Source organism: Gynurincola endophyticus (assembly GCF_003991195.1).
Lineage (GTDB): Bacteria > Bacteroidota > Bacteroidia > Chitinophagales > Chitinophagaceae > Gynurincola > Gynurincola endophyticus.
Genome location: NZ_RCWL01000003.1, coordinates 298252 through 316664 on the forward strand (window position 1 = coordinate 298252; position 18413 = coordinate 316664).

An 18413-nucleotide genomic window follows, 5' to 3' on the forward strand; every position below is an offset into this window, starting at 1 on the left:
TAGATCTCTCAGATTAATTTTTTATTTATTATTTTTTTTATGAACATTTATGTTTCTAATTTAAGCTTCAACGTTACTGATGAAGACTTACATGACTTCTTTGCTGAATATGGCGAAGTTTCTTCTGCGAAAGTAATCACTGACAAATTCACTCAAAAAAGCCGTGGCTTTGGTTTTGTTGAAATGGCAGACCAGGAAGCTGCTCAAAAAGCTATCCGTGAATTAGATGGTGGTTTAGTAGAAGGTCGTGCTATCAAAGTAACTGAAGCTCGTCCTCGTGAAGATCGTCCTCAACAACAAAGACGTTCTTTTGCTCCTCGTAATAACAATTTCAACAACCGTTATTAGTAGATTAGCTTTAGAGATACTGAATCCCGTACTAAATTAGTGCGGGATTTTTTTTGCTACCCCGAAGATTTATATTTGTGCCCGATAAGTTTAGACCATGAAGAAGCCACAATCTGCTATTATTTTCATTTTTATTACGTTATTAATTGACGTAGCGGGCATTGGAATTATTTACCCGGTGATTCCTGACCTGATTAAAGAACTGACAGGGTCAGACGTAAGTACCGCTTCGGAATATGGCGGGTGGCTCGGTTTTGCTTACGCTTTTATGCAATTTATTTTCGCTCCGATTTTAGGTAATCTCAGTGATAAATATGGTCGCCGACCCGTTCTCCTGATTTCATTATTAGGTTTCGGAGTCGATTATTTTATCATGGCCTATGCTCCCAATATTATATGGCTGTTTCTCGGACGGTTAGTCGCCGGTGTTTGTGGTGCCAGCTTTACTACCGCGAGTGCTTATATTGCAGACGTTTCTCCTCCTGAAAAAAGAGCACAGAACTTTGGTTTGATCGGAGCCGCATTCGGACTCGGTTTTATTATCGGCCCGTTGTGTGGCGGTCTTTTAGGTCAGTTTGGTCCACGAATGCCTTTTATTGTTGCCGGTATTCTTACTTTAGTGAATTGCCTCTACGGTTATTTTGTATTACCCGAATCACTGAAAAAAGAAAACCGCCGGCCTTTTGAGTGGAAAAGAGCGAACCCTGTCGGTACACTATTACAATTAAAGCAGTATCCAAAAGTTTATCCCTTACTATTCGTTTTGTTTCTTATTTACCTGGCTGGTCAATCTGTGAATACTGTTTGGGGCTACTATGGTATGGAAAAGTTTCAATGGGATACCAACGACATTGGTATTTCATTAGCGGTAGTAGGCGCTTGTATCTTTCTGGTACAAGGTATTCTCATCCGCTATACCATTAAAGCCTGGGGAGAAAATAAAAGTGTTGTTATCGGTATCATGTTTTATACCATTGGTTTCTTTCTGTATGCCCTCGCTACAGAAGGATGGATGATGTATGCATTCACTATTGTATATTGTTTAGGGGGTGTTTGCGGACCGGCCCTGAATGGAATTATTGCGAATAACATTCCGGCAAATCAACAAGGTGAGTTGCAGGGAGGTTTAACCAGTTTAATGAGCCTCACGAGTATTATCGGCCCGGTACTGATGACGCAGATTTTTCATCATTTTACAGCGGCTGATGCACCAATATACTTTCCAGGGTCGTCAATGATGTTTGCAGGCGTATTGATGTTGTGTGGACTGATACTAAGTGTAATACAGCTAAAAAAGGTTCAAAAACGTTCCGCTCTCTGATGTTAATAAAAATTTTAATATAGAAAAGTTTAACACAAGCCTGTTCGTACAGGCTTGTTTTTTTTATCATAAAAAGTTATACTTGCCAAATCCGGTTTTGGGAACACATATAAAAGGAAGAAATTAACCCCGTTTCTTCACTCCTGATTAGCAAGTATGAAAAAAGTTAAGTTTTTATGGATTGGTATTGCGCTGCTCGTAATAGCTGGTGGCATCTGGTATTGGTGGTCGGGCAACGAGAAATATGATGACAATATCGATCTGAATCATGTAACCCCCGAAGAGCCAACCTATCTTTACGGAATAGCAATCGATAGTTTTGAAGTAGAAGAACACACCATTCTGAAGAATGAATTTTTATCTACAATATTTGCAAAACACGGCGTCAATAACTTAACGGTACATCAGCTGGTTCAATCGTCAGAAGGTGTATTCAATGTAAAAGATATCAGAGTAGGAAATCCTTATACTACCATCAAAGAGCGTGACTCTGCGCAAACACTCGCTTACCTTATTTATCATCCCAACTTAGTCGATTATATAGTTTTCAACTTAAAAGATTCTGCAGCCGTTACTGCCGGTCAAAAAGAAGTAACAACAGAAATAAAAGAAGTGGCGGGAGAAATTACCTCTTCTCTTTATGAAGCACTGATTAAAGGAGGTGCTAATGCTAACCTTGCTATGAAAATGGCTGATATGTATGCATGGACCATCGACTTTTACAGTATTCAGAAAGGTGATAAGTTCAAAGTAATTTATGAACAACAATTGGTAGACGGCTCTCCCTTACAAATCGGAAATATCCACGCCGCCGTTTTTGAACACAAAGGTGTTCCTTATTATGGATACCGGTATCAGGTAAGTGAGGATAAGCCTTTTGAATATTATAATGAAAAGGGAGAAAGCCTGAGAAGAGCTTTTCTGAAAGCACCGTTGAAGTTTTCACGCATCAGCTCACGCTTTAGTTTGAAAAGGTTTCACCCTGTTCAAAAAAGATGGAAAGCCCACCTTGGAACCGATTATGCCGCGCCGCATGGTACACCAATTATTGCTACCGGTAGCGGAACTGTTATTGCCTCAGAATACAATGGAAATAACGGCCACTACGTAAAAATTAAACATAACACTACTTATACCACACAATATCTGCACATGAGCAGAAGAGCGGTGAAAGTAGGACAAAGAATTTCTCAAGGACAAGTAATAGGTTATGTAGGCAGCACCGGTTTAGCCACCGGTCCGCACGTTTGTTACCGTTTCTGGAAGAATGGCCAACAGGTAGACCCTTTAAGAGAAAAGTTTCCAACAGCGGAGCCTATCACAAAAACAGCTATACCTGCATTTGAAGCATATCGTTTATCAAAAGACAGTATTCTTAACAGAATCGAAATAAAAAAAGCCCCCATTTCAGAAGAAATGAAGGCTGAATTATTAAAAGATTCTTTAGCAATTGAAGCGAACTAGCGAATAAATCTTTCAAAGAATTCCCAGGTTCTCAACATCTGATCAATTCGTTGACGATTATCTCCGCTACGTGTAATTTCATGCGTAGCATTCGGATGGCGAACATATTCTACCGGTTTGTTCAGAACCTTCAGACTTTTGTATAGCATTTCACTTTGTACAAATCCGGTTCTTCTATCATTATCGCCATGGAAAATGATCAATGGCGTTTGAATATTTGCTACATATGTCATTGGTGATTCGCTGATCAGCAGGTCTCTGGATTTTGCTTCCCACGGATAACCGCCAAAATAGTTAGGAACCAGTCTCCAGGCATTTCCTTCACCGAAAAATGTCAGTAAATCATATACACCTCTTTGTGCACAGGCAGCTTTGAACCGATGGTCATGTGCAATAATCCATGCGGTAAGATAACCCGCATAAGATCCGCCGGTAATCAATAATTTCGAAGTATCTGCCCAGCCCTGTGCGATTGTTTTATCCAATGCAGTTAATACATCACTTGCCGGACCTTTACCCCAGTCGCCGACATTACCTCTTAGAAACTTTTCACCGTATCCACCGGAGCCTCTCGGATTTGCATATACGATTCCGTAACCCTGACTCGCAAAATATTGATACTCGTGCCACATACCTGCTGCACCCGGGCCCCACATTGCCGAAGGACCTCCATGAATCTCTAATAGCAAAGGATATTTTTTACCAGCCTGATAATTGGTTGGTTTGATTACCCAGTATTCAACTTCCAGCCCGATTTCATTTTTGAATGTAAACTTCTCGGGGATAGAGATTTTTTTATTTTGAATCCATGAGTGATTGAAGTCGGTTAAACGAACACTGTTTTTACCATTAATATCTGCCTTATAAATTTCATAAGGATTTTGAGCATTGGTTTCAATCCAATAAAAATCATTGTTCACTAATACATAATCGTTAATACCGATATCATAAGAAGTCAGGCGTTGCACTTTTCCTGATTTTGCATCAGCTTTATATAAAGGGATACCCCCGTTCGACTGTGTAGTGAAATAAAAAGATTTTTCATCTTTTGTCCAGGTAACGTTTCCTACACTACGGTCCAGGTCAACCTTAACCGGTTTTTGGTTAGGCTGATCGAACGATGCAATATAGGTTGGATTTACTTTTACAAAGGATGTAGTCGTGTTTGCAACATATAAAATCTGTTTTCCCGAAGGAGAGATACTTACAATCTGATAACCTGTTTCCGGCGCAGATAAATATGGTTTTACCTGTTTCGTTTGAATATCCATTAAGTACACCTTATTGCCTAACACGCGCTCCGGGTGTTGAATGGAGTCTTGTGAAGAAGAGAAGAGGATCGATTTTGAATCCGGCGTAAATTGAACTCCTCCGTAACTGAAAAATCCGAAAGTTAACGGAGTTGCTTTTGCTCCGGCAACTGCCTCCACCAACCATAAATGACTAAACCCAAGGGCGTTGGAGATATCAGTTTCACTCAGATGGTTCAATTTGTGCAAAACGGTTGCTTTTTTATCTTCAGCGTTTTTCTCAAGATAAGCACGTACTTCTTCTATTGAGCCGTCAGCATCTGCTTTCACTTTAGCAGTTGGATAGTAGTTTGCCAGGCCGGGACGTTCGTCATTCCAAAGAGGAGCTTTTAAACCCGGGTTCAATGTACTGTCTTTTAGTAAATCCTGGAAGCTGCTACCGGTTGTGAAAACAAAATATTTACCGTCGGGGCTCCATTTGAAAGACCCGATACTTTTTTTGTGGCTGGTAATAGGGTAGGCTTCTCCACCATTTACAAGGTCAAGAATAAAAATTTGTGAAGCACCGTTATGAAAACGGGTAAAGGCAATTTTGCTACCGTCCGGAGAAAACTGCAACCCCCCTTCATTGCCTGAAGTGGTTAGTTTGCGTGGTGCAATGGAGCCGTCGGTACTCATGAATAGAATTTCTCTTTCATAGTTGAAATCCAATACACTACCGGTTTTGGGAGCAATATTTGTAACTGAAAAAACTAATTTTTTACCGTCAGGCGAAGCTATCAGATTGCTGATGGTTTTGATTTTCGTGAGGTCTGTAACCTTTATCAGTTCGTCTTTGTTTTGAGCCGTTAAACTAACACTCAGAACAAAAAGTAAAGGGGCGATGAGAAATCTCTTCATAATTTGTCTGGTTTGATCAAGGTGAATTTACCAAATTAGTAATTGAGGATGAATATTCTACTATAAATTTGTTGAAAGAATCGCACTTTTTTTGACAAACAGTGTTATAATAAATAGCTTTTCACAAAGAAATAAGGAAAGCAGTACATTTGCATATTATTTAGACGCATGAACGAGACAATAGCGCCGGCTTTAACGGCAAAAGATTTTGCAACTGATCAAGAAGTGAGATGGTGCCCCGGTTGTGGTGATTATTCCATTCTGGCACAGGTTCAGAAAGTAATGCCTACCCTTGGTGTTCCAAAAGAAAATATTGTAATTATATCTGGTATCGGTTGTTCCAGCCGTTTCCCTTACTATATGAATACTTATGGTATGCACTCAATTCACGGTAGAGCCACGGCGATCGCCAGTGGATTGAAAGCCAGCCGCCCTGAACTAAGCGTTTGGATTGTAACCGGTGATGGTGACGGATTGAGTATTGGCGGTAACCATACCATTCATTTATTGAGAAGAAATTTCGATGTAAACGTAATGTTGTTCAATAACCAGATTTATGGGTTAACGAAAGGACAGTATTCACCTACTTCAGAAGTTTCAAAAGTTACAAAATCAACTCCTTACGGAAGTTTAGACCATCCATTCAACCCGCTTGCCCTTGCAATGGGTGCGGATGCTTCTTTTATAGCCAGAAGTATGGATCGTGATCCTAAACACCTGCAGGAAATGATTGCACGCAGTCATAAACACAAAGGAGCTTCTTTCTTAGAAATCTATCAGAACTGTAACATTTTTAATGACGGAGCTTTCGAAATATTTACTGAAAAAGGTTCTAAACCAATGCATACCGTTTTCCTGGAAAATGGAAAACCAATGCTGTTCGGAGCCAATAAAGAATTTGGTGTACGGTTAGACGGTTACAAACCAGTGGTAGTTAAACTGGAAGATGGTTACACTGCTGAGGATTGCTGGATACACGACGAAACTGACTTCTATAAAGCCCAGATTTTGATCAGAATGTTTGATCAGCCGGATTTTGAAAATGCAATGCCGCGTCCTTTTGGAGTATTTTTTGAAACAGACAGGCCCTGCTACGAAGAAACCATGGCATTACAACTTGAAGAAGTGATTGCCGCGAAAGGAAAAGGTAATCTGGATGCATTGCTGAGAGGAAGGGAAACCTGGGAAATTTTCTAAATAACTAGCTGAAACACAAGCCTTGCGCTTGTGTTTTTTTGTTTATAGACAAAAAAAGGCCAGCGATGGACATCGCCGGCATGTGCTTACCTCTGAAACCACAAAAAGAAAGCAGTTTACAGTATATACTGTATAATATATTGAGAATGAATTAATAGAATGTCTAATAACTCAATAATGAGTAAACAAAATAATGCGGTAAAGGATTTTTTGGTAGAAATTGTAAATCGATTACAATTGTGTTTCGAGGATTTTGGGATTGGTGTCGTACAGACTAAAATGCAGTGATATTGGATATTTTTATAAAATGGAACACAAATAGTATTCCATTTATGGAGTAAAAGTAAAAACTGTTTTCTTAATTATCAATAAAAAACAAAAATTTTTTCTTCACGAGTTGTTAATTAAGAGAAATTAGTACATATCAATGAATTACTTAGGTTAATTTCTAATAGTTTCCATGGATATATGTTTGTTTGCAGAAACATATAATTTTTTTATTTTATAGTTGAACCACCAATGTGGCGCCGTTTTTTTCATAAGAGTATCAATCGAGCGCATACCAAATAAATTCCAGGCTCCGTTGAGCTTACCCGTCCATGAATCTTGTAATGCCCTCAGACTCATAGCCACTCCGCTGTCGATGTATTCCATATGGTGCCAGTAACCGGCAGGCATAAACAAGGTATCACCCGGTTCAAGAATGACTTCGTAACCGTTTGCTGCAAGTGTTGCCGGAAATTTTGCCGTATCCAGTTTGGAAAGTTGGATATCATGATAATTTGAAAAGTCGGCCAGACTCAAAACTTCGAAAGGCTTTCTGTAAAGTTTATGTTGTTCTTCAAAAGGAAATAAAAGCACCCGCTTGCGTCCCAGAAACTGTGTATGCAGTATATGGGAAAGGTCAATATCAAAATGCATGTGAGTGATACTACCCGCCCCACCTGTAAAAAGCATCGGATATCTTTTTACAAAACCTTTCATCAGGTGATCAGGCCAGATAAAATCTTTTGATAACTCTGGCGCATGATCAAAAATGTTAAAGAGGAAAATGCGCCAGGGCGCAGGGCCAGCTTTGATTTTGTCGATATAATCTGTAAAAAGAGTATACTCGTCGGCAGTATTAACGGGGGTAAACGCATCACTTTTTACATTATTATAGATGCCTACTTTTTGCGGTCCGACCGCTTCTTTAAAATAATCCCAGTTCCATTTTTTATATGCCGGCCACGATTTGGCTAAGTCTTTGATAACTAAAGGTAATCCTTTGGAATAATAATTTTCCTTAAATTGGTTAGGTTGAATTTGATCAACTGTGTCTACAGAAATCAGTCTCATGGCATAGATTTTTTCATAATAAAAATTCTTGATAACCTATCAGCCTTCATCTACGTATTTATTTCGTAATCATATAATAAAACCTTATTTTATCATTATGCTATTACAAATACATCCAGAGAACCCACAAGCACGTTTGATTGAGCAGGTAGTTCAATTGTTAGAAGACGGAGGTATTATCATTTATCCTACCGATACGATCTATGGTTTGGGTTGTGATATTACTAAGCCTAAAGCCGTCGAAAGAATATGTGCTATTAAAGGAGTGGATCCCGGTAAAGCACAACTTTCGTTTATATGCGATAGCTTAACGGATCTGAGTACGTATACCAAAAGTATATCAACTCCTCTATATAGAGTGTTAAAACAATACCTGCCGGGGCCCTATACTTTTATTTTACCGGCCAGTAAACAAGTTCCTAAGTTATTAAAAAGTAGAAAAGATACCATTGGTTTAAGAATTCCTGACAACAATATTGCACGCGCCATTATCAAACGGTTAGGCAGGCCGATTTTGAGTGCCTCGTTACCGGGAGATATGGTGGAAGATTATACCGATCCGGAAATAATGTATGAAAAGTTTCATAAGTTAGTTGATGTGGTTATTGACGGAGGTATCGGTAATATGGTACCGTCTACCGTAGTTGATTACACTTCTGACGAACCGGTAATTATAAGAGAAGGTGCGGGAATTTTTGAAGGATAGTAGTAATTTCGACCAATGAAATCGAAGTTCTCAAACAATCTTACAGTAGAAACTGCAAGGGTAATTATTGCTGCCGTTACCAAAGCTGATCTTGTAAAGATTTTTAATCAGCCTGAGTTAAAACAGCTGAGTGATTCAACCGTGTTTTTATCCATTGCAAATGCAGATGACCAATCCGTAGCCGGTTGGATCGCACTCGATGAAACCGATGATAATATTCTTATTAAATATGTATGGATCCAGGAATCATTCAGGGGCAGCAGAGTTTTCAGAGAAACGGGGTTTGCATTATTGAATTTTTGTTTGAATGTTTTGAAAATGCAGAAAGTGTATGCTTTGATACCTGTCGAAAATGAACGCGCTAAAGCAGCTTTTCTGAAAATCGCATTCATTCCGGCTTCGGTCAGAACCCAACAGCCGGTTACCCGTGATGTTGAAGAGTTCAGTCTGCAAAAGCAGGAATGGCCGTTAAGAGGTGTGCAGTTTTTCAGTGATCTGTTATAGATAAATCATTTTATACAGAACCATTGAACGATCATGTATTCAATGGTTCTTTTTTGAAATGCTAATCGATACGCTTTCACAGGGCAATTTTGATATTTAGTTCAACATCTTTATCGATCAGCGTTTTATTTAATAAACTTCCCTCGTAGGCAATTTTCCATAAAAACCGGTCAAATGTAAATGCGGCCACATAATATTCACCCTGTTGTATAGCCGTAAATGAAATATTCCGTGTAACCTCCCTGATTGTTAAGTTACCCTGAATATGATAAAGGCTATCGCTTTGCTGTTGAACATTTGTAATTTCGAATGTTGAAGTGGGATACAAGGCAGTGTTAAAAAAGTCATCTGCTTTCAGGTGATTAAGCAGGTTTTTCCGGGCCACTTTTTCATTGGCGGGTACATCTGTCACATCCATACTTTCCATCTCTACAATAAATCTTCCCCCGGCCAGCGAATCATTTTTTTTGAAAATAAAACCACTTTTAAATAAAATCTTTCCGGTTCGTAGCCTTGTGCCCCGCATCTCCGTTGCCTTCCATTCAATGGTAGAATGTGCCGGATTTATAAAAAAACTGTCTGTGTTGGCTAATGATCTCTCTTTTCCTACTCTCTCATTTACCAGGGCTGCCGGTGTATCGGGTGTGTGTTTGCCCATGCAGGCAGTGATGGTAGAAAAGATTAGTACTAATATAACTTTATTCATAATCCGGAATATTTAAACCAAGAATAATGTCACGTTTGATTACCAGCAGGCCATTTTCGTTTACAGGCCGCATAATACCAGCTCCGCCGCGAACAGGTTGTTTTTTTCTCACTGATGGTGTTAACAGCGGATCATCATCAAAAAGGTAATCGTCGAGATAATATTCGTTGGTATCCGGTTCTTTTACTGTGAGGTGAATATGTTCGGGTTCACTTTTGTCGGGATAGGCACCCGGCCTGAAAGTATAAAAGGTATACTGACCGTTCAGATCTGTTTTTACCCATCCCCGGATAAATCCATGACGTTTTGCCCAACCGGTTTCATTGCCTTTGGTTTGATAAACACCTTGACGGTTGGTGTGATAAATGTATAGAATTACACCGGCTGCGGGCGTGATTCCGTCTTTTTTAAAAACGGTACCGGTTACTTTTAATTTGGGTTCATGCTCTTTAAATAGCGGGAGGGTATCTATTGAAGAAAGTGTTTTGTTGCCGTATTCGGATAATCCTTCACACCCCTCACAAGGGCCTCCAACCAAACGCACAGATGAAGTTTTTTCAGGAGATTGACCGCTGCATGAAATATTACAGAGAATCAATGTAACAAGAATCAATCGTTGGTAAATTCTGGCTTGCATAGTTTTTTCTTCAAAAGTCAGTACAACAGACTCGTTTTCAAACTCTAATGTATTAACCTGATGAATAAACCGGCTAAGCTGATGACCTGTTGTCAAATAGCTTTTTGAAGTGAGGGGCATAGTTCCTGCTAAGCCTTATCTGATGTTGCCCGAGCTGTATGTCATAGTCGCCATTCAATCGCGATTTAAAAGAAACCACCTTTTCAATGTTAATAATGGTTGATTTGTGAACCTGAATAAATTGACCGGAGGGTAGTTGTTGCAAGATCGACCGGAGCGTTTCAGTATGCAGATACGTTTTTGATGCGGTATGCAGGGCAATGTATGGAGTTGCTGATTTTATAAACAGAATGTCTGCCACCGCCACCAGCGTATTATTTCTACCATTTGCCACTACAATCGTAGAGCACTCTGTAAACGGTTCAATGAACGTAGCAGGAATAATTTCTTTTTTTTGTGGAATACCTCTTCTGCCATAAACGATACCCATTACAGCATAAACAAAGATATACTTATAAATATCCTGCGAAATAGTATATCCCAACATTTTAGAAATGTTGTAAGAACCTTCGTAGAAATAATACGAAGTGAGCGAAACCGTAATAGAATAAACCAGTGCATGGAGGATCGTTGCAATGATTGTGAATGCAATGACGGTCATATATGTTTTCGGATGTGCCAGAAAACGATTTATCTTTTTCAAAAAGAAATCCTTCAGTAAAAAAACAATAAAAAACCAGCACCAGTAAGAATTAAAAAGTAAGGATTCTGAAAGATGAAATGAATAGTGATTACGCTGGGCGTGTAATAAATCCTGCAAAACAACTGTCAGTAAAATAAGTAGTAATGCACCCGTAAATAATTTTACTGTTTTAATGGCTGGTAAAAGAGTGGATGGTAGGTTCATTCTTTCAGTTTTGATTACAGGTTTCATTGAGTTCTGTCTTTAAGATAGCAATCTTACAAGCAGGCCTTAACTAATAAGTTACGAAAAAAAGCTCATATTCGCAAACTTCTGCGTCGTTTTAACTTTACTATAAAAATAAGGCGAAATGTGTTTAAAATAACAAAAACCGACTCAAAAATGAGTCGGTGCCTATTTGTTCACTTGTACTTATCTGGCTCTATGTGTTCTTGACGGATGGCTTTTATGTTTGTGTTTTGCGATCTTTTTATTGAGCTTCTGACAATCTTTGCAGTCTTTATGTAAAACTACCATTTGCCCTTTTTTTCTATCACCTCTTTTAAATTTCCCATCTCTGCGATGGTCCATTTTTCGTTTGTCTCCTTTGGTAAATTCTTTTTTACGATCGTCTTTACGATCAATTTTTCTTTCGATTTTCTTTTCAGGAGCTTTTCTGTCGTTAACGACCTGAGCTGATAAAGAACTGATACCTAAAGTACCAACTAACAATAGCGATAAAATAATTTTGCTTTTCATGACTAATACTTTTTGTTTTATAATAAGGGGGTTAAAAAGGTAAGCACCAGATTTTTTAGAAGCGTGTTACATGAACGCCTACGCTTACACGTCCGGGTTTGTTAACATAAACTTCCATGGCAGGTCTGTTCATATACACTACACGATTTCTGTGAACTGTTCTTCGTGCAGGTTGTACATAACGTACTTTTTTATGTTTTTTGTGATAATGATGTTTTTCTGCTACAGGATGATGGTAAACGTGTACCATTTTTGCAGGTGGTGGTTGTTTTTTGTATCGCTGTTGTGCGTTTACGTTTATTGCTACTATTAAGGCAAATACGCTGGTAAGTAATAATTTGATTTTCATAATACACATTTTAAGGTAAACAAGAGGGTTTAAAGAAGAGGCTGTTTAGAAAAACAACCTCGGTTTTTTATCTAGCCTTGAAATGAAAACTTTTTTTATTGTGAGGTAGTGTTTCTCTAACCATTTTGCTGCTTACAGAAGCAGGTTGATACACTACTGTTTTTTTCTTTACAATAACCTTTGTAGGTGTATGTTTGGCAGGCGTTTTTTTAGTAACCACTACTACTTTTTTAGGGGTAGTATTTCTAACCTGAGCATTACTGTTTACGGTAAAGCCTAAAGTAAGTACGCCGAGTAATAATATTCTTGTTTTCATCACCTTCTGTTTTAAAGGTTAATAATTTGCTTTTGTATATATATGACCCGGCATGACCGCGAAGGTTTAATGGTGAAAAGCTAAAAAAATGTGAAAGCCTTTAAAGAGGTAATGTGAGCTGTTGTTCTTTCAGCTGAAACGATTTGCGATGGTGAGTGCACATGCCGTGCTGTTTAATAGCATTTCTATGCACTACTGTTCCATAGCCTTTGTTTTTATCCCAGCAATAGTGAGGAAACTCCTGATGTATGTTTAACATGTATTCGTCGCGATAGGTTTTGGCAAGAATACTCGCTGCAGCGATGGAAGTATATTTACCATCTCCTTTTATAATGCATTCGTGAGGAGTGGTTTGATATTTTTTAAAACGGTTACCGTCTATCAGTAATAATTCGGGGCGGATCTGTAACTGGTCAATAGCCAGGTGCATTGCTTTGAATGAGGCATTCAGAATATTGATCTGATCTATTTCTTCCTGATCAATTTTTGCAACGGCGTAGGCTAATGCATTTGTTTCTATAAATATTCTGAGTTCATTGCGTTTGGGCTCGGGTACCTGTTTTGAATCGTTTAAGAACTCGTGATAAAAATTCTCCGGCAAAATCACAGCAGCAGCAAATACGGGCCCGGCAAGGCAGCCTCTGCCTGCTTCGTCGCAACCTGCTTCAATGAATTTTTGCTGATATCGATTCAATAACAAAATGAAAAATTTTATCAAAAATAATAAATGCCCGGCATTCAAAATTGACTTACTTTTACCTTCTGTCAGATTTTTTATAATTATGGAAGTGTTCGGTTATTTAGCAGCCATACTCATTGGTTTTACAATGGGGTTATTGGGGGGCGGAGGTTCCATATTAACAATTCCGGTATTAGTCTACCTTTTAGGTGTAGATCCCCTGCTCGCCACTTCTTATTCATTATTCGTGGTAGGTACCTGTAGCCTGGTAGGAAGTTTCCATGCTTTTAAAACGAAGAATGTAGATCTGATCGCTTTTCTCTATTTCGGTATTCCTTCTTTGATTGCTGTATATATTATCCGAAAATTCTTATTACCTGTTATACCTGAGCATATTGCTACGATTGGCTATGTTGAACTTAAAAGAGGTTCTTTGCTGATGTTGTTATTTGCAGTTTTGATGATTACTTCAGCGTTCTCAATGATTTTTAAAAAGCAGATTCCTAACCCGGGAAATAGTGTTACTAAGAAAGGTTTATTGGTGGTGCAGGGACTGTTAGTGGGTTGTGTAACCGGTATCTTAGGTGCCGGAGGCGGATTTATGATAGTTCCGTCGTTGGTATTGATTTCTAAGCTTGATATGAAAAAAGCAGTAGGTACTTCATTGGCCTTAATGACTTGTAGCGCACTCTTTGGATTTTTTATTTCGATCGATAATAGCCCTATCCACTTTAAGTCGTTGTTCTTATTCACAGGTATTGCCCTGATCGGTATCTTCATCGGTGGAGGAATATTAGAAAAAATCAAACCCGACCAGCTGAAGAAAGTGTTCGGTATTTTTGTATTTAGTATGGGACTCTTCATTATAGTAAAAGAACTGATAGAGCTATTGTAAATTCAATTTTTAATCTTTCCCGAATAGAATAAGGCTTACCTTTGTGACGCAAAGTCAAAGGATATGAAAAGCAGTCTTTCAAGTAATCGTCCTGTAGCCAATTGGATTATTATCGGTGTGGTAATGTTGTTGATTCAGGTAATTTTAGGGGGTATCACCCGCTTAACCGGATCGGGTTTGTCTATTACAGAATGGAATGTGGTTACCGGCTCATTACCGCCTTTGAATGAAGCAGACTGGATAGAAGAGTTCAATAAATATCAGCAAACTCCACAGTATCGCTTATTGAACGCAGATTTTAACCTCAGTGATTTTAAGAATATTTTCTTTTGGGAATGGTTTCACCGTTTATGGGCGAGGCTCATCGGGGTAGTGTTTTTGGTTGGGTTTATTTATCTGACTGCTAAAAAGTACCTGAAAGAAGAAATGGTTAAGCCGCTGTTGTTTCTTTTCTTATTCGGTGCTTTTCAGGGTGCAATCGGCTGGATTATGGTGGCAAGCGGTCTTGTCGGCGATGCAGTGTATGTTAAACCAACAAAGCTGGCGATGCACTTTATTTTTGCAATGGCGCTTATCGGTTACGCTTATTGGTTCGCTTTGCAATTAACTGTTTCGAGAAACCTTCGGGTGTATATGCCCAAGTGGAGAGGTTATACCTGGGCATTGATCGTTCTGGTAGGCATTCAACTGGTTTTCGGAGCCTTGATGGCCGGCCATAAAGCAGCCACCGCAGCACCTACCTGGCCTACTATTAACGGAGACTGGTTTCCGGAGTCAATTTTCTCACACGGTTTCTGGTTTTCAATGATTGAGCATAAAATTACAGTTCATTTTATGCACCGCAACCTCGCTTATTTAATAGCTATTCTGATTATTGTTTATACCTATAAGCTGAAAAAAATGGGCAAAATCAACCATTACTTCAATGGTATGCGTTGGATCCCATTAATACTGGTACTCGTACAGGTGTTGTTGGGAATATTTGCTGTATTAACCAGTAACACCATTATTCCTAACAAATGGGGAAGTTTTGAGTGGTTTGCACAAATACACCAGATCGTAGGGATGTTGTTATTGTTAAGTTTGATAGGAATGCTGTATACTTTCCGCAAGGGAAATAAAATTATTTTAAAAGATAATTAGAATGCTTTTTTTCTCAGCCGGTTAATATTACTTTTATTGGCTGTTAGGAGAAACTTATTCCGATGAAAGCATTTGTGAAAGGATTTTTTTATTCATTTCCCATTCAACTGCTCTTGCTGCACTTTAAGAAACACCAGGTGCTGTTGATCTTTTGGGTAATTTTGTTTGTATCCGTAGGCGGTAAATTTATGACCAAATACGGGGTAGATTCCTTATTTCTTGCTCCCGAATACCTTGGAAAGATAGATTTCTTTGCTGCCGCTATTGTCGGCATCTCTATGGGTATCTTTATTATGAGCTGGAATATCACCTGCTTTATCCTTTTTAGCCGGTATTTTCTGTTTCTGGCTACTACTTCTAATCCCTTCCTGAAATTTTGTATTAACAATGCAATTATCCCGCTGATTTTTCTATCCTATTACGGCTATAACGCGGTTTCATATGCTTATTATGACGAGTTATTGAGCTCACGTGAGATATTCTGGCTGGTGGTGGGCTTCATTGATGGCTTTATTATTATTCTACTTATTTCTTTTGTTTATTTTTTTGGAGCTGGCAAAACAATTGTGCGGAGGCTTACGCCGGTTATTAACGACCCTGTATTGTTTAAAGCGCAATTCAGTAAATCTGAAAAAGTAAGAGAATCGAGAATGATCCGTGTGAAATATTATTTCACTGCCACATTTGAATTAAAAAAAGTAAGGGATGTTTCGCACTATTCACGTGATTTTTTAAGTACGATATTCAGCAGGCATCACTTTGCAGGGGTTTTGTCTATCTTAATTGCTTTCATATTTCTGATGATCACCGGCTATTTTATCGATGATAGCTTCTTCCAGTTACCTGCAGCGGCTGGCGTAACGATCTTTTTTGCCATTCTGATAGCAGTTTCAGGAGCAATCAGCTATTTTCTGCAAAACTGGAGTTTGTTATTTCTTTTACTGGCCTTCTGGGGCAGTAATTACCTCTATGAGAAAGGCGTGATTGATATCACAAACAAAGCATTCGGCTTAAAATACGTGGCTAAGAATGAGCGCCCCGCTTATAACGAAGAATACCTGAGTGCTTTAAGTACCGACGAAAAAATGGCTTCTGATAAAGAGAATATGGAAGCTGTTCTGAATAGATGGAAAGCTAAACAAGGCGTTTACAAACCTTACATGGTGATTATTAATACCAGCGGCGGCGGTAGCAGAAGCGCTACTTTTACCATGCGTATTCTACAAAGGTTAGATAGTATCCTGAACGGCTCGCTTATGCAAAGAACTACCATGATATCCGGCGCATCCGGAGGAATGTTAGGGGCTGCTTATTTCAGGGCATTAGACCATGCTAAACAAACAGGTTCTACTATTAATCTGCAAGATACTCAGTACGTCAATGATATTTCTAAAGACCTATTAAATCCGATTATCACGAATCTGGTGGCCCGCGACCTGGCATCGCCTGTACAACAGTTCGAAATCAGTGGAAAATATTATTCTAAAGACCGTGCTTTTGCTTTTGAGAATAAGTTGAACGAAAATACAAAGGGGTTGTTGAACCTTCAATTGAAAGACCTGTATCTGCTCGAGAAAGAAGCTAAAATTCCTTTGTTGTTATTAAGTTCTGTAGTAACACAGGATGCCAGAAAAATGCTCATTTCAACACAGCCGATTTCATTTTTAATGCGGAATAAAAGTCAGGAAGTGGATGCGGTAGATTTCGGAGCAATGTTTAAAAACCTGGAAGCAGAAGATCTGCGTTTATTAACAGCCTTGCGGATGAATGCTACCTTCCCTTATGTATTACCCAACGTCTGGTTACCTACCGAGCCGGTAGTGGATATAATGGACGCAGGCTTACGTGATAATTTTGGAGTAGAGTCAACCATGCGTTATTTGCAGGTATTTGAGTCGTGGATAAAGAAAAATACAAAAGGAGTAATATTAATACAAATTACAGACAGGCGCAAGAGTGGCTGGGATCAACCATTTGCATCAAGCGGCATCACGGATATTCTCATGCGGCCGATGATGTTCTTTCAGTCGAACTGGCATAAGTTGCAGGATTATAGCCAAAATGATTTATATGATGCGATGAAAACTTTATACGGCCCGCAGCTGCAAAGGATCGTATTTCAATATACTTCAGATGAGGAAGAGAAGGCTGCTGCCTTAAATTTTCACCTTACAAAACGTGAAAAGCAGGATATCTTTCAGTCATTATTTTCAGTACATAATCAAAAATCCTTTCAAACATTCAGGGCGCTTACTGCTCAAAAATAAGTTTGAAATGATTAGGAAGTATTTTGATGGTGATATCTTCCATCGCTTCTTTTGGTTCTCCGTCAATATGAATCGGCGCTAATTGTTTATTGATGATGCGCAGGTTTTGTGTTTGAAAATAAGCTACCGAATTGTCCATCGCTTTTTCTATTTCCTTTACTTTTCCGGTAAGAATCTGTTGTAATACCTGCATGATTAAAACCGGTTTTACGGTTTTCTTTACGATTACAATATCGAGTAATCCATCGGTCAGTTCTGCCTCAGGTGCTATCGTGATATTATTGCCGAATTGATTGCTGTTGGCTATAGAAACAAAGAAAGCGTCAGTATGGAATTTTTTTCCTTCTACCTCAAACTCAAGGTCCCATGTGGTAGAGTTTAAAAAGTTTTTAGTAGTGAGCGTTGCGTAAGTGGTAAGACCTCTTCGTGAACTTCTTGCAAATTGATGTGCAATGGTAGCATCGAATCCTAAACCGCACAACATGCAGCCAAATTGTTCATTTACCAAAAAAGCATCGGTATATCTTGCAACACCGTTAAAAATAGTGTCTAACGCTTTTTTTGCAGTTACAGAAAGTCCGGCACTTAACGCAAGTCCATTTCCTGAACCCATCGGGATGATACCGAAGTGTGCTTTTGTATCGGCCAGGGCATTAATAGCCTGGTTAACGGTTCCGTCGCCCCCGCAGATCACTATATCTGTAAAGTTTTCTTGCTGGATTTTCTCTTTTATGCCTATATAGTTTCCGTCTGCAGGCGTCGGGAGTATAACAAACTCAATCTTCTTCTCAGTGGTGGCTGACTTAATTAACTCAATCAAATCATCCTTCTTCTGTGTTCCTGACTTTGGATTAACTAAATAGATTATTTTTCTCATGCATCAACAAAATTGAGATAAATATTTCACTTTTCACGAAACATTTATCTCTTATAAATATAATTTTTTTTCAAT

Annotated in this window: 19 protein-coding genes; 9 read left to right on the top strand and 10 right to left on the bottom strand. The window is 38.8% G+C overall.

From position 1 onward, the window contains the following. Window positions 1–39 precede the first annotated feature (39 nt). From D9O48_RS07865 to D9O48_RS07875, 3 genes are all read left to right on the top strand, one after another. Complete coding sequence (locus tag D9O48_RS07865) at window positions 40–348, top strand: RNA recognition motif domain-containing protein (protein ID WP_126972382.1); 309 nt, start codon at window positions 40–42, stop codon at window positions 346–348. 97 nt (window positions 349–445) lie between these two features. Further along, window positions 446–1669 (top strand): TCR/Tet family MFS transporter, encoded by a 1224-nt coding sequence (locus D9O48_RS07870; RefSeq protein WP_126972384.1) that lies wholly within the window; start codon window positions 446–448, stop codon window positions 1667–1669. A gap of 156 nt (window positions 1670–1825) precedes the next feature. Next, window positions 1826–3133 (top strand): M23 family metallopeptidase, encoded by a 1308-nt coding sequence (locus tag D9O48_RS07875; RefSeq protein ID WP_126972386.1) that lies wholly within the window; start codon window positions 1826–1828, stop codon window positions 3131–3133. On the opposite strand, the gene D9O48_RS07880 is transcribed toward D9O48_RS07875, so the two are convergent. Then, complete coding sequence (locus D9O48_RS07880; protein ID WP_126972388.1) at window positions 3130–5283, bottom strand: S9 family peptidase; 2154 nt, start codon at window positions 5281–5283, stop codon at window positions 3130–3132. The genes D9O48_RS07875 and D9O48_RS07880 overlap by 4 nt on opposite strands. Window positions 5284–5451: 168 nt before the next feature. Between D9O48_RS07880 and D9O48_RS07885 the strand changes: the two genes are divergently transcribed. Next, window positions 5452–6480 (top strand): 2-oxoacid:ferredoxin oxidoreductase subunit beta, encoded by a 1029-nt coding sequence (locus tag D9O48_RS07885; RefSeq protein ID WP_126972390.1) that lies wholly within the window; start codon window positions 5452–5454, stop codon window positions 6478–6480. 441 nt (window positions 6481–6921) lie between these two features. Here the strand turns inward: D9O48_RS07885 and D9O48_RS07890 are convergent, their stop codons facing one another. Then, window positions 6922–7818 carry a cupin-like domain-containing protein gene (locus D9O48_RS07890; RefSeq protein ID WP_126972392.1) on the bottom strand — a complete coding sequence of 299 codons (897 nt, stop codon included), beginning with the start codon at window positions 7816–7818 and terminating at the stop codon, window positions 6922–6924. 97 nt (window positions 7819–7915) lie between these two features. Between D9O48_RS07890 and D9O48_RS07895 the strand changes: the two genes are divergently transcribed. Both D9O48_RS07895 and D9O48_RS07900 read left to right on the top strand, forming a co-directional pair. Next, complete coding sequence (locus D9O48_RS07895; protein WP_126972394.1) at window positions 7916–8524, top strand: L-threonylcarbamoyladenylate synthase; 609 nt, start codon at window positions 7916–7918, stop codon at window positions 8522–8524. Window positions 8525–8539: 15 nt separating this feature from the next. Next, entirely contained in the window at window positions 8540–9028 is a 489-nt protein-coding gene (locus D9O48_RS07900) for a GNAT family N-acetyltransferase (RefSeq protein ID WP_126972396.1), read from the top strand. Window positions 9029–9104: 76 nt separating this feature from the next. Here the strand turns inward: D9O48_RS07900 and D9O48_RS07905 are convergent, their stop codons facing one another. The 7 genes from D9O48_RS07905 to D9O48_RS07935 form a co-directional block, all read right to left on the bottom strand. Beyond that, on the bottom strand, window positions 9105–9734 hold the full coding sequence (locus D9O48_RS07905) for a YceI family protein (protein WP_126972398.1): 630 nt from the start codon (window positions 9732–9734) through the stop codon (window positions 9105–9107). Further along, complete coding sequence (locus D9O48_RS07910) at window positions 9727–10467, bottom strand: dioxygenase family protein (protein ID WP_199750531.1); 741 nt, start codon at window positions 10465–10467, stop codon at window positions 9727–9729. The genes D9O48_RS07905 and D9O48_RS07910 overlap by 8 nt, the downstream gene beginning before the upstream one ends. Then, window positions 10445–11278: a LytTR family DNA-binding domain-containing protein gene (locus D9O48_RS07915; RefSeq protein ID WP_158624845.1), complete on the bottom strand. Its 834-nt coding sequence runs from the start codon at window positions 11276–11278 to the stop codon at window positions 10445–10447. The genes D9O48_RS07910 and D9O48_RS07915 overlap by 23 nt, the downstream gene beginning before the upstream one ends. Window positions 11279–11485: 207 nt before the next feature. Beyond that, a complete protein-coding gene (locus D9O48_RS07920; protein WP_126972402.1) occupies window positions 11486–11812 on the bottom strand; it encodes a hypothetical protein in 327 nt (108 codons plus the stop codon). A 55-nt stretch (window positions 11813–11867) separates the two neighbouring features. Then, window positions 11868–12161 (bottom strand): hypothetical protein, encoded by a 294-nt coding sequence (locus D9O48_RS07925; protein ID WP_126972404.1) that lies wholly within the window; start codon window positions 12159–12161, stop codon window positions 11868–11870. Between the two features lie 67 nt (window positions 12162–12228). Continuing rightward, window positions 12229–12477: a hypothetical protein gene (locus D9O48_RS07930; protein ID WP_126972406.1), complete on the bottom strand. Its 249-nt coding sequence runs from the start codon at window positions 12475–12477 to the stop codon at window positions 12229–12231. A gap of 100 nt (window positions 12478–12577) precedes the next feature. Further along, window positions 12578–13177: a ribonuclease HII gene (locus D9O48_RS07935; protein WP_126972408.1), complete on the bottom strand. Its 600-nt coding sequence runs from the start codon at window positions 13175–13177 to the stop codon at window positions 12578–12580. A 1-nt stretch (window position 13178) separates the two neighbouring features. On the opposite strand from D9O48_RS07935, the gene D9O48_RS07940 reads away from it, so the two are divergent. The 3 genes from D9O48_RS07940 to D9O48_RS07950 all read left to right on the top strand — a co-directional run bounded on the left by D9O48_RS07940 (window position 13179) and on the right by D9O48_RS07950 (window position 17461). Further along, window positions 13179–14051 carry a sulfite exporter TauE/SafE family protein gene (locus tag D9O48_RS07940; RefSeq protein ID WP_233589208.1) on the top strand — a complete coding sequence of 291 codons (873 nt, stop codon included), beginning with the start codon at window positions 13179–13181 and terminating at the stop codon, window positions 14049–14051. Window positions 14052–14114: 63 nt separating this feature from the next. Then, the gene (locus tag D9O48_RS07945; RefSeq protein ID WP_126972410.1) at window positions 14115–15194 is read left to right on the top strand and encodes a COX15/CtaA family protein; all 1080 of its coding nucleotides are present in this window, start codon (window positions 14115–14117) and stop codon (window positions 15192–15194) included. A gap of 62 nt (window positions 15195–15256) precedes the next feature. Further along, the gene (locus tag D9O48_RS07950; RefSeq protein WP_126972412.1) at window positions 15257–17461 is read left to right on the top strand and encodes a patatin-like phospholipase family protein; all 2205 of its coding nucleotides are present in this window, start codon (window positions 15257–15259) and stop codon (window positions 17459–17461) included. Here D9O48_RS07950 and D9O48_RS07955 read toward each other — a convergent pair. Beyond that, on the bottom strand, window positions 17445–18338 hold the full coding sequence (locus tag D9O48_RS07955) for a diacylglycerol/lipid kinase family protein (RefSeq protein ID WP_126972414.1): 894 nt from the start codon (window positions 18336–18338) through the stop codon (window positions 17445–17447). The genes D9O48_RS07950 and D9O48_RS07955 overlap by 17 nt on opposite strands. Window positions 18339–18413: the final 75 nt, after the last annotated feature.

Excerpts from the sequence above, each read along its gene's own strand:
- D9O48_RS07955 (WP_126972414.1), bottom strand. The coding sequence starts at position 18,338 with ATGAGAAAAATAATCTATTTAGTTAATCCAAAGTCAGGAACACAGAAG.
- D9O48_RS07945 (WP_126972410.1), top strand. The coding sequence starts at position 14,115 with ATGAAAAGCAGTCTTTCAAGTAATCGTCCTGTAGCCAATTGGATTATT.
- D9O48_RS07900 (WP_126972396.1), top strand. The coding sequence starts at position 8,540 with ATGAAATCGAAGTTCTCAAACAATCTTACAGTAGAAACTGCAAGGGTA.
- D9O48_RS07940 (WP_233589208.1), top strand. The coding sequence starts at position 13,179 with ATGAAAAATTTTATCAAAAATAATAAATGCCCGGCATTCAAAATTGAC.
- D9O48_RS07920 (WP_126972402.1), bottom strand. The coding sequence starts at position 11,812 with ATGAAAAGCAAAATTATTTTATCGCTATTGTTAGTTGGTACTTTAGGT.
- D9O48_RS07890 (WP_126972392.1), bottom strand. The coding sequence starts at position 7,818 with ATGAGACTGATTTCTGTAGACACAGTTGATCAAATTCAACCTAACCAA.
- D9O48_RS07905 (WP_126972398.1), bottom strand. The coding sequence starts at position 9,734 with ATGAATAAAGTTATATTAGTACTAATCTTTTCTACCATCACTGCCTGC.
- D9O48_RS07875 (WP_126972386.1), top strand. The coding sequence starts at position 1,826 with ATGAAAAAAGTTAAGTTTTTATGGATTGGTATTGCGCTGCTCGTAATA.
- D9O48_RS07915 (WP_158624845.1), bottom strand. The coding sequence starts at position 11,278 with ATGAACCTACCATCCACTCTTTTACCAGCCATTAAAACAGTAAAATTA.
- D9O48_RS07870 (WP_126972384.1), top strand. The coding sequence starts at position 446 with ATGAAGAAGCCACAATCTGCTATTATTTTCATTTTTATTACGTTATTA.
- D9O48_RS07865 (WP_126972382.1), top strand. The coding sequence starts at position 40 with ATGAACATTTATGTTTCTAATTTAAGCTTCAACGTTACTGATGAAGAC.
- D9O48_RS07885 (WP_126972390.1), top strand. The coding sequence starts at position 5,452 with ATGAACGAGACAATAGCGCCGGCTTTAACGGCAAAAGATTTTGCAACT.
- D9O48_RS07950 (WP_126972412.1), top strand. The coding sequence starts at position 15,257 with ATGAAAGCATTTGTGAAAGGATTTTTTTATTCATTTCCCATTCAACTG.
- D9O48_RS07895 (WP_126972394.1), top strand. The coding sequence starts at position 7,916 with ATGCTATTACAAATACATCCAGAGAACCCACAAGCACGTTTGATTGAG.
- D9O48_RS07880 (WP_126972388.1), bottom strand. The coding sequence starts at position 5,283 with ATGAAGAGATTTCTCATCGCCCCTTTACTTTTTGTTCTGAGTGTTAGT.
- D9O48_RS07925 (WP_126972404.1), bottom strand. The coding sequence starts at position 12,161 with ATGAAAATCAAATTATTACTTACCAGCGTATTTGCCTTAATAGTAGCA.
- D9O48_RS07930 (WP_126972406.1), bottom strand. The coding sequence starts at position 12,477 with ATGAAAACAAGAATATTATTACTCGGCGTACTTACTTTAGGCTTTACC.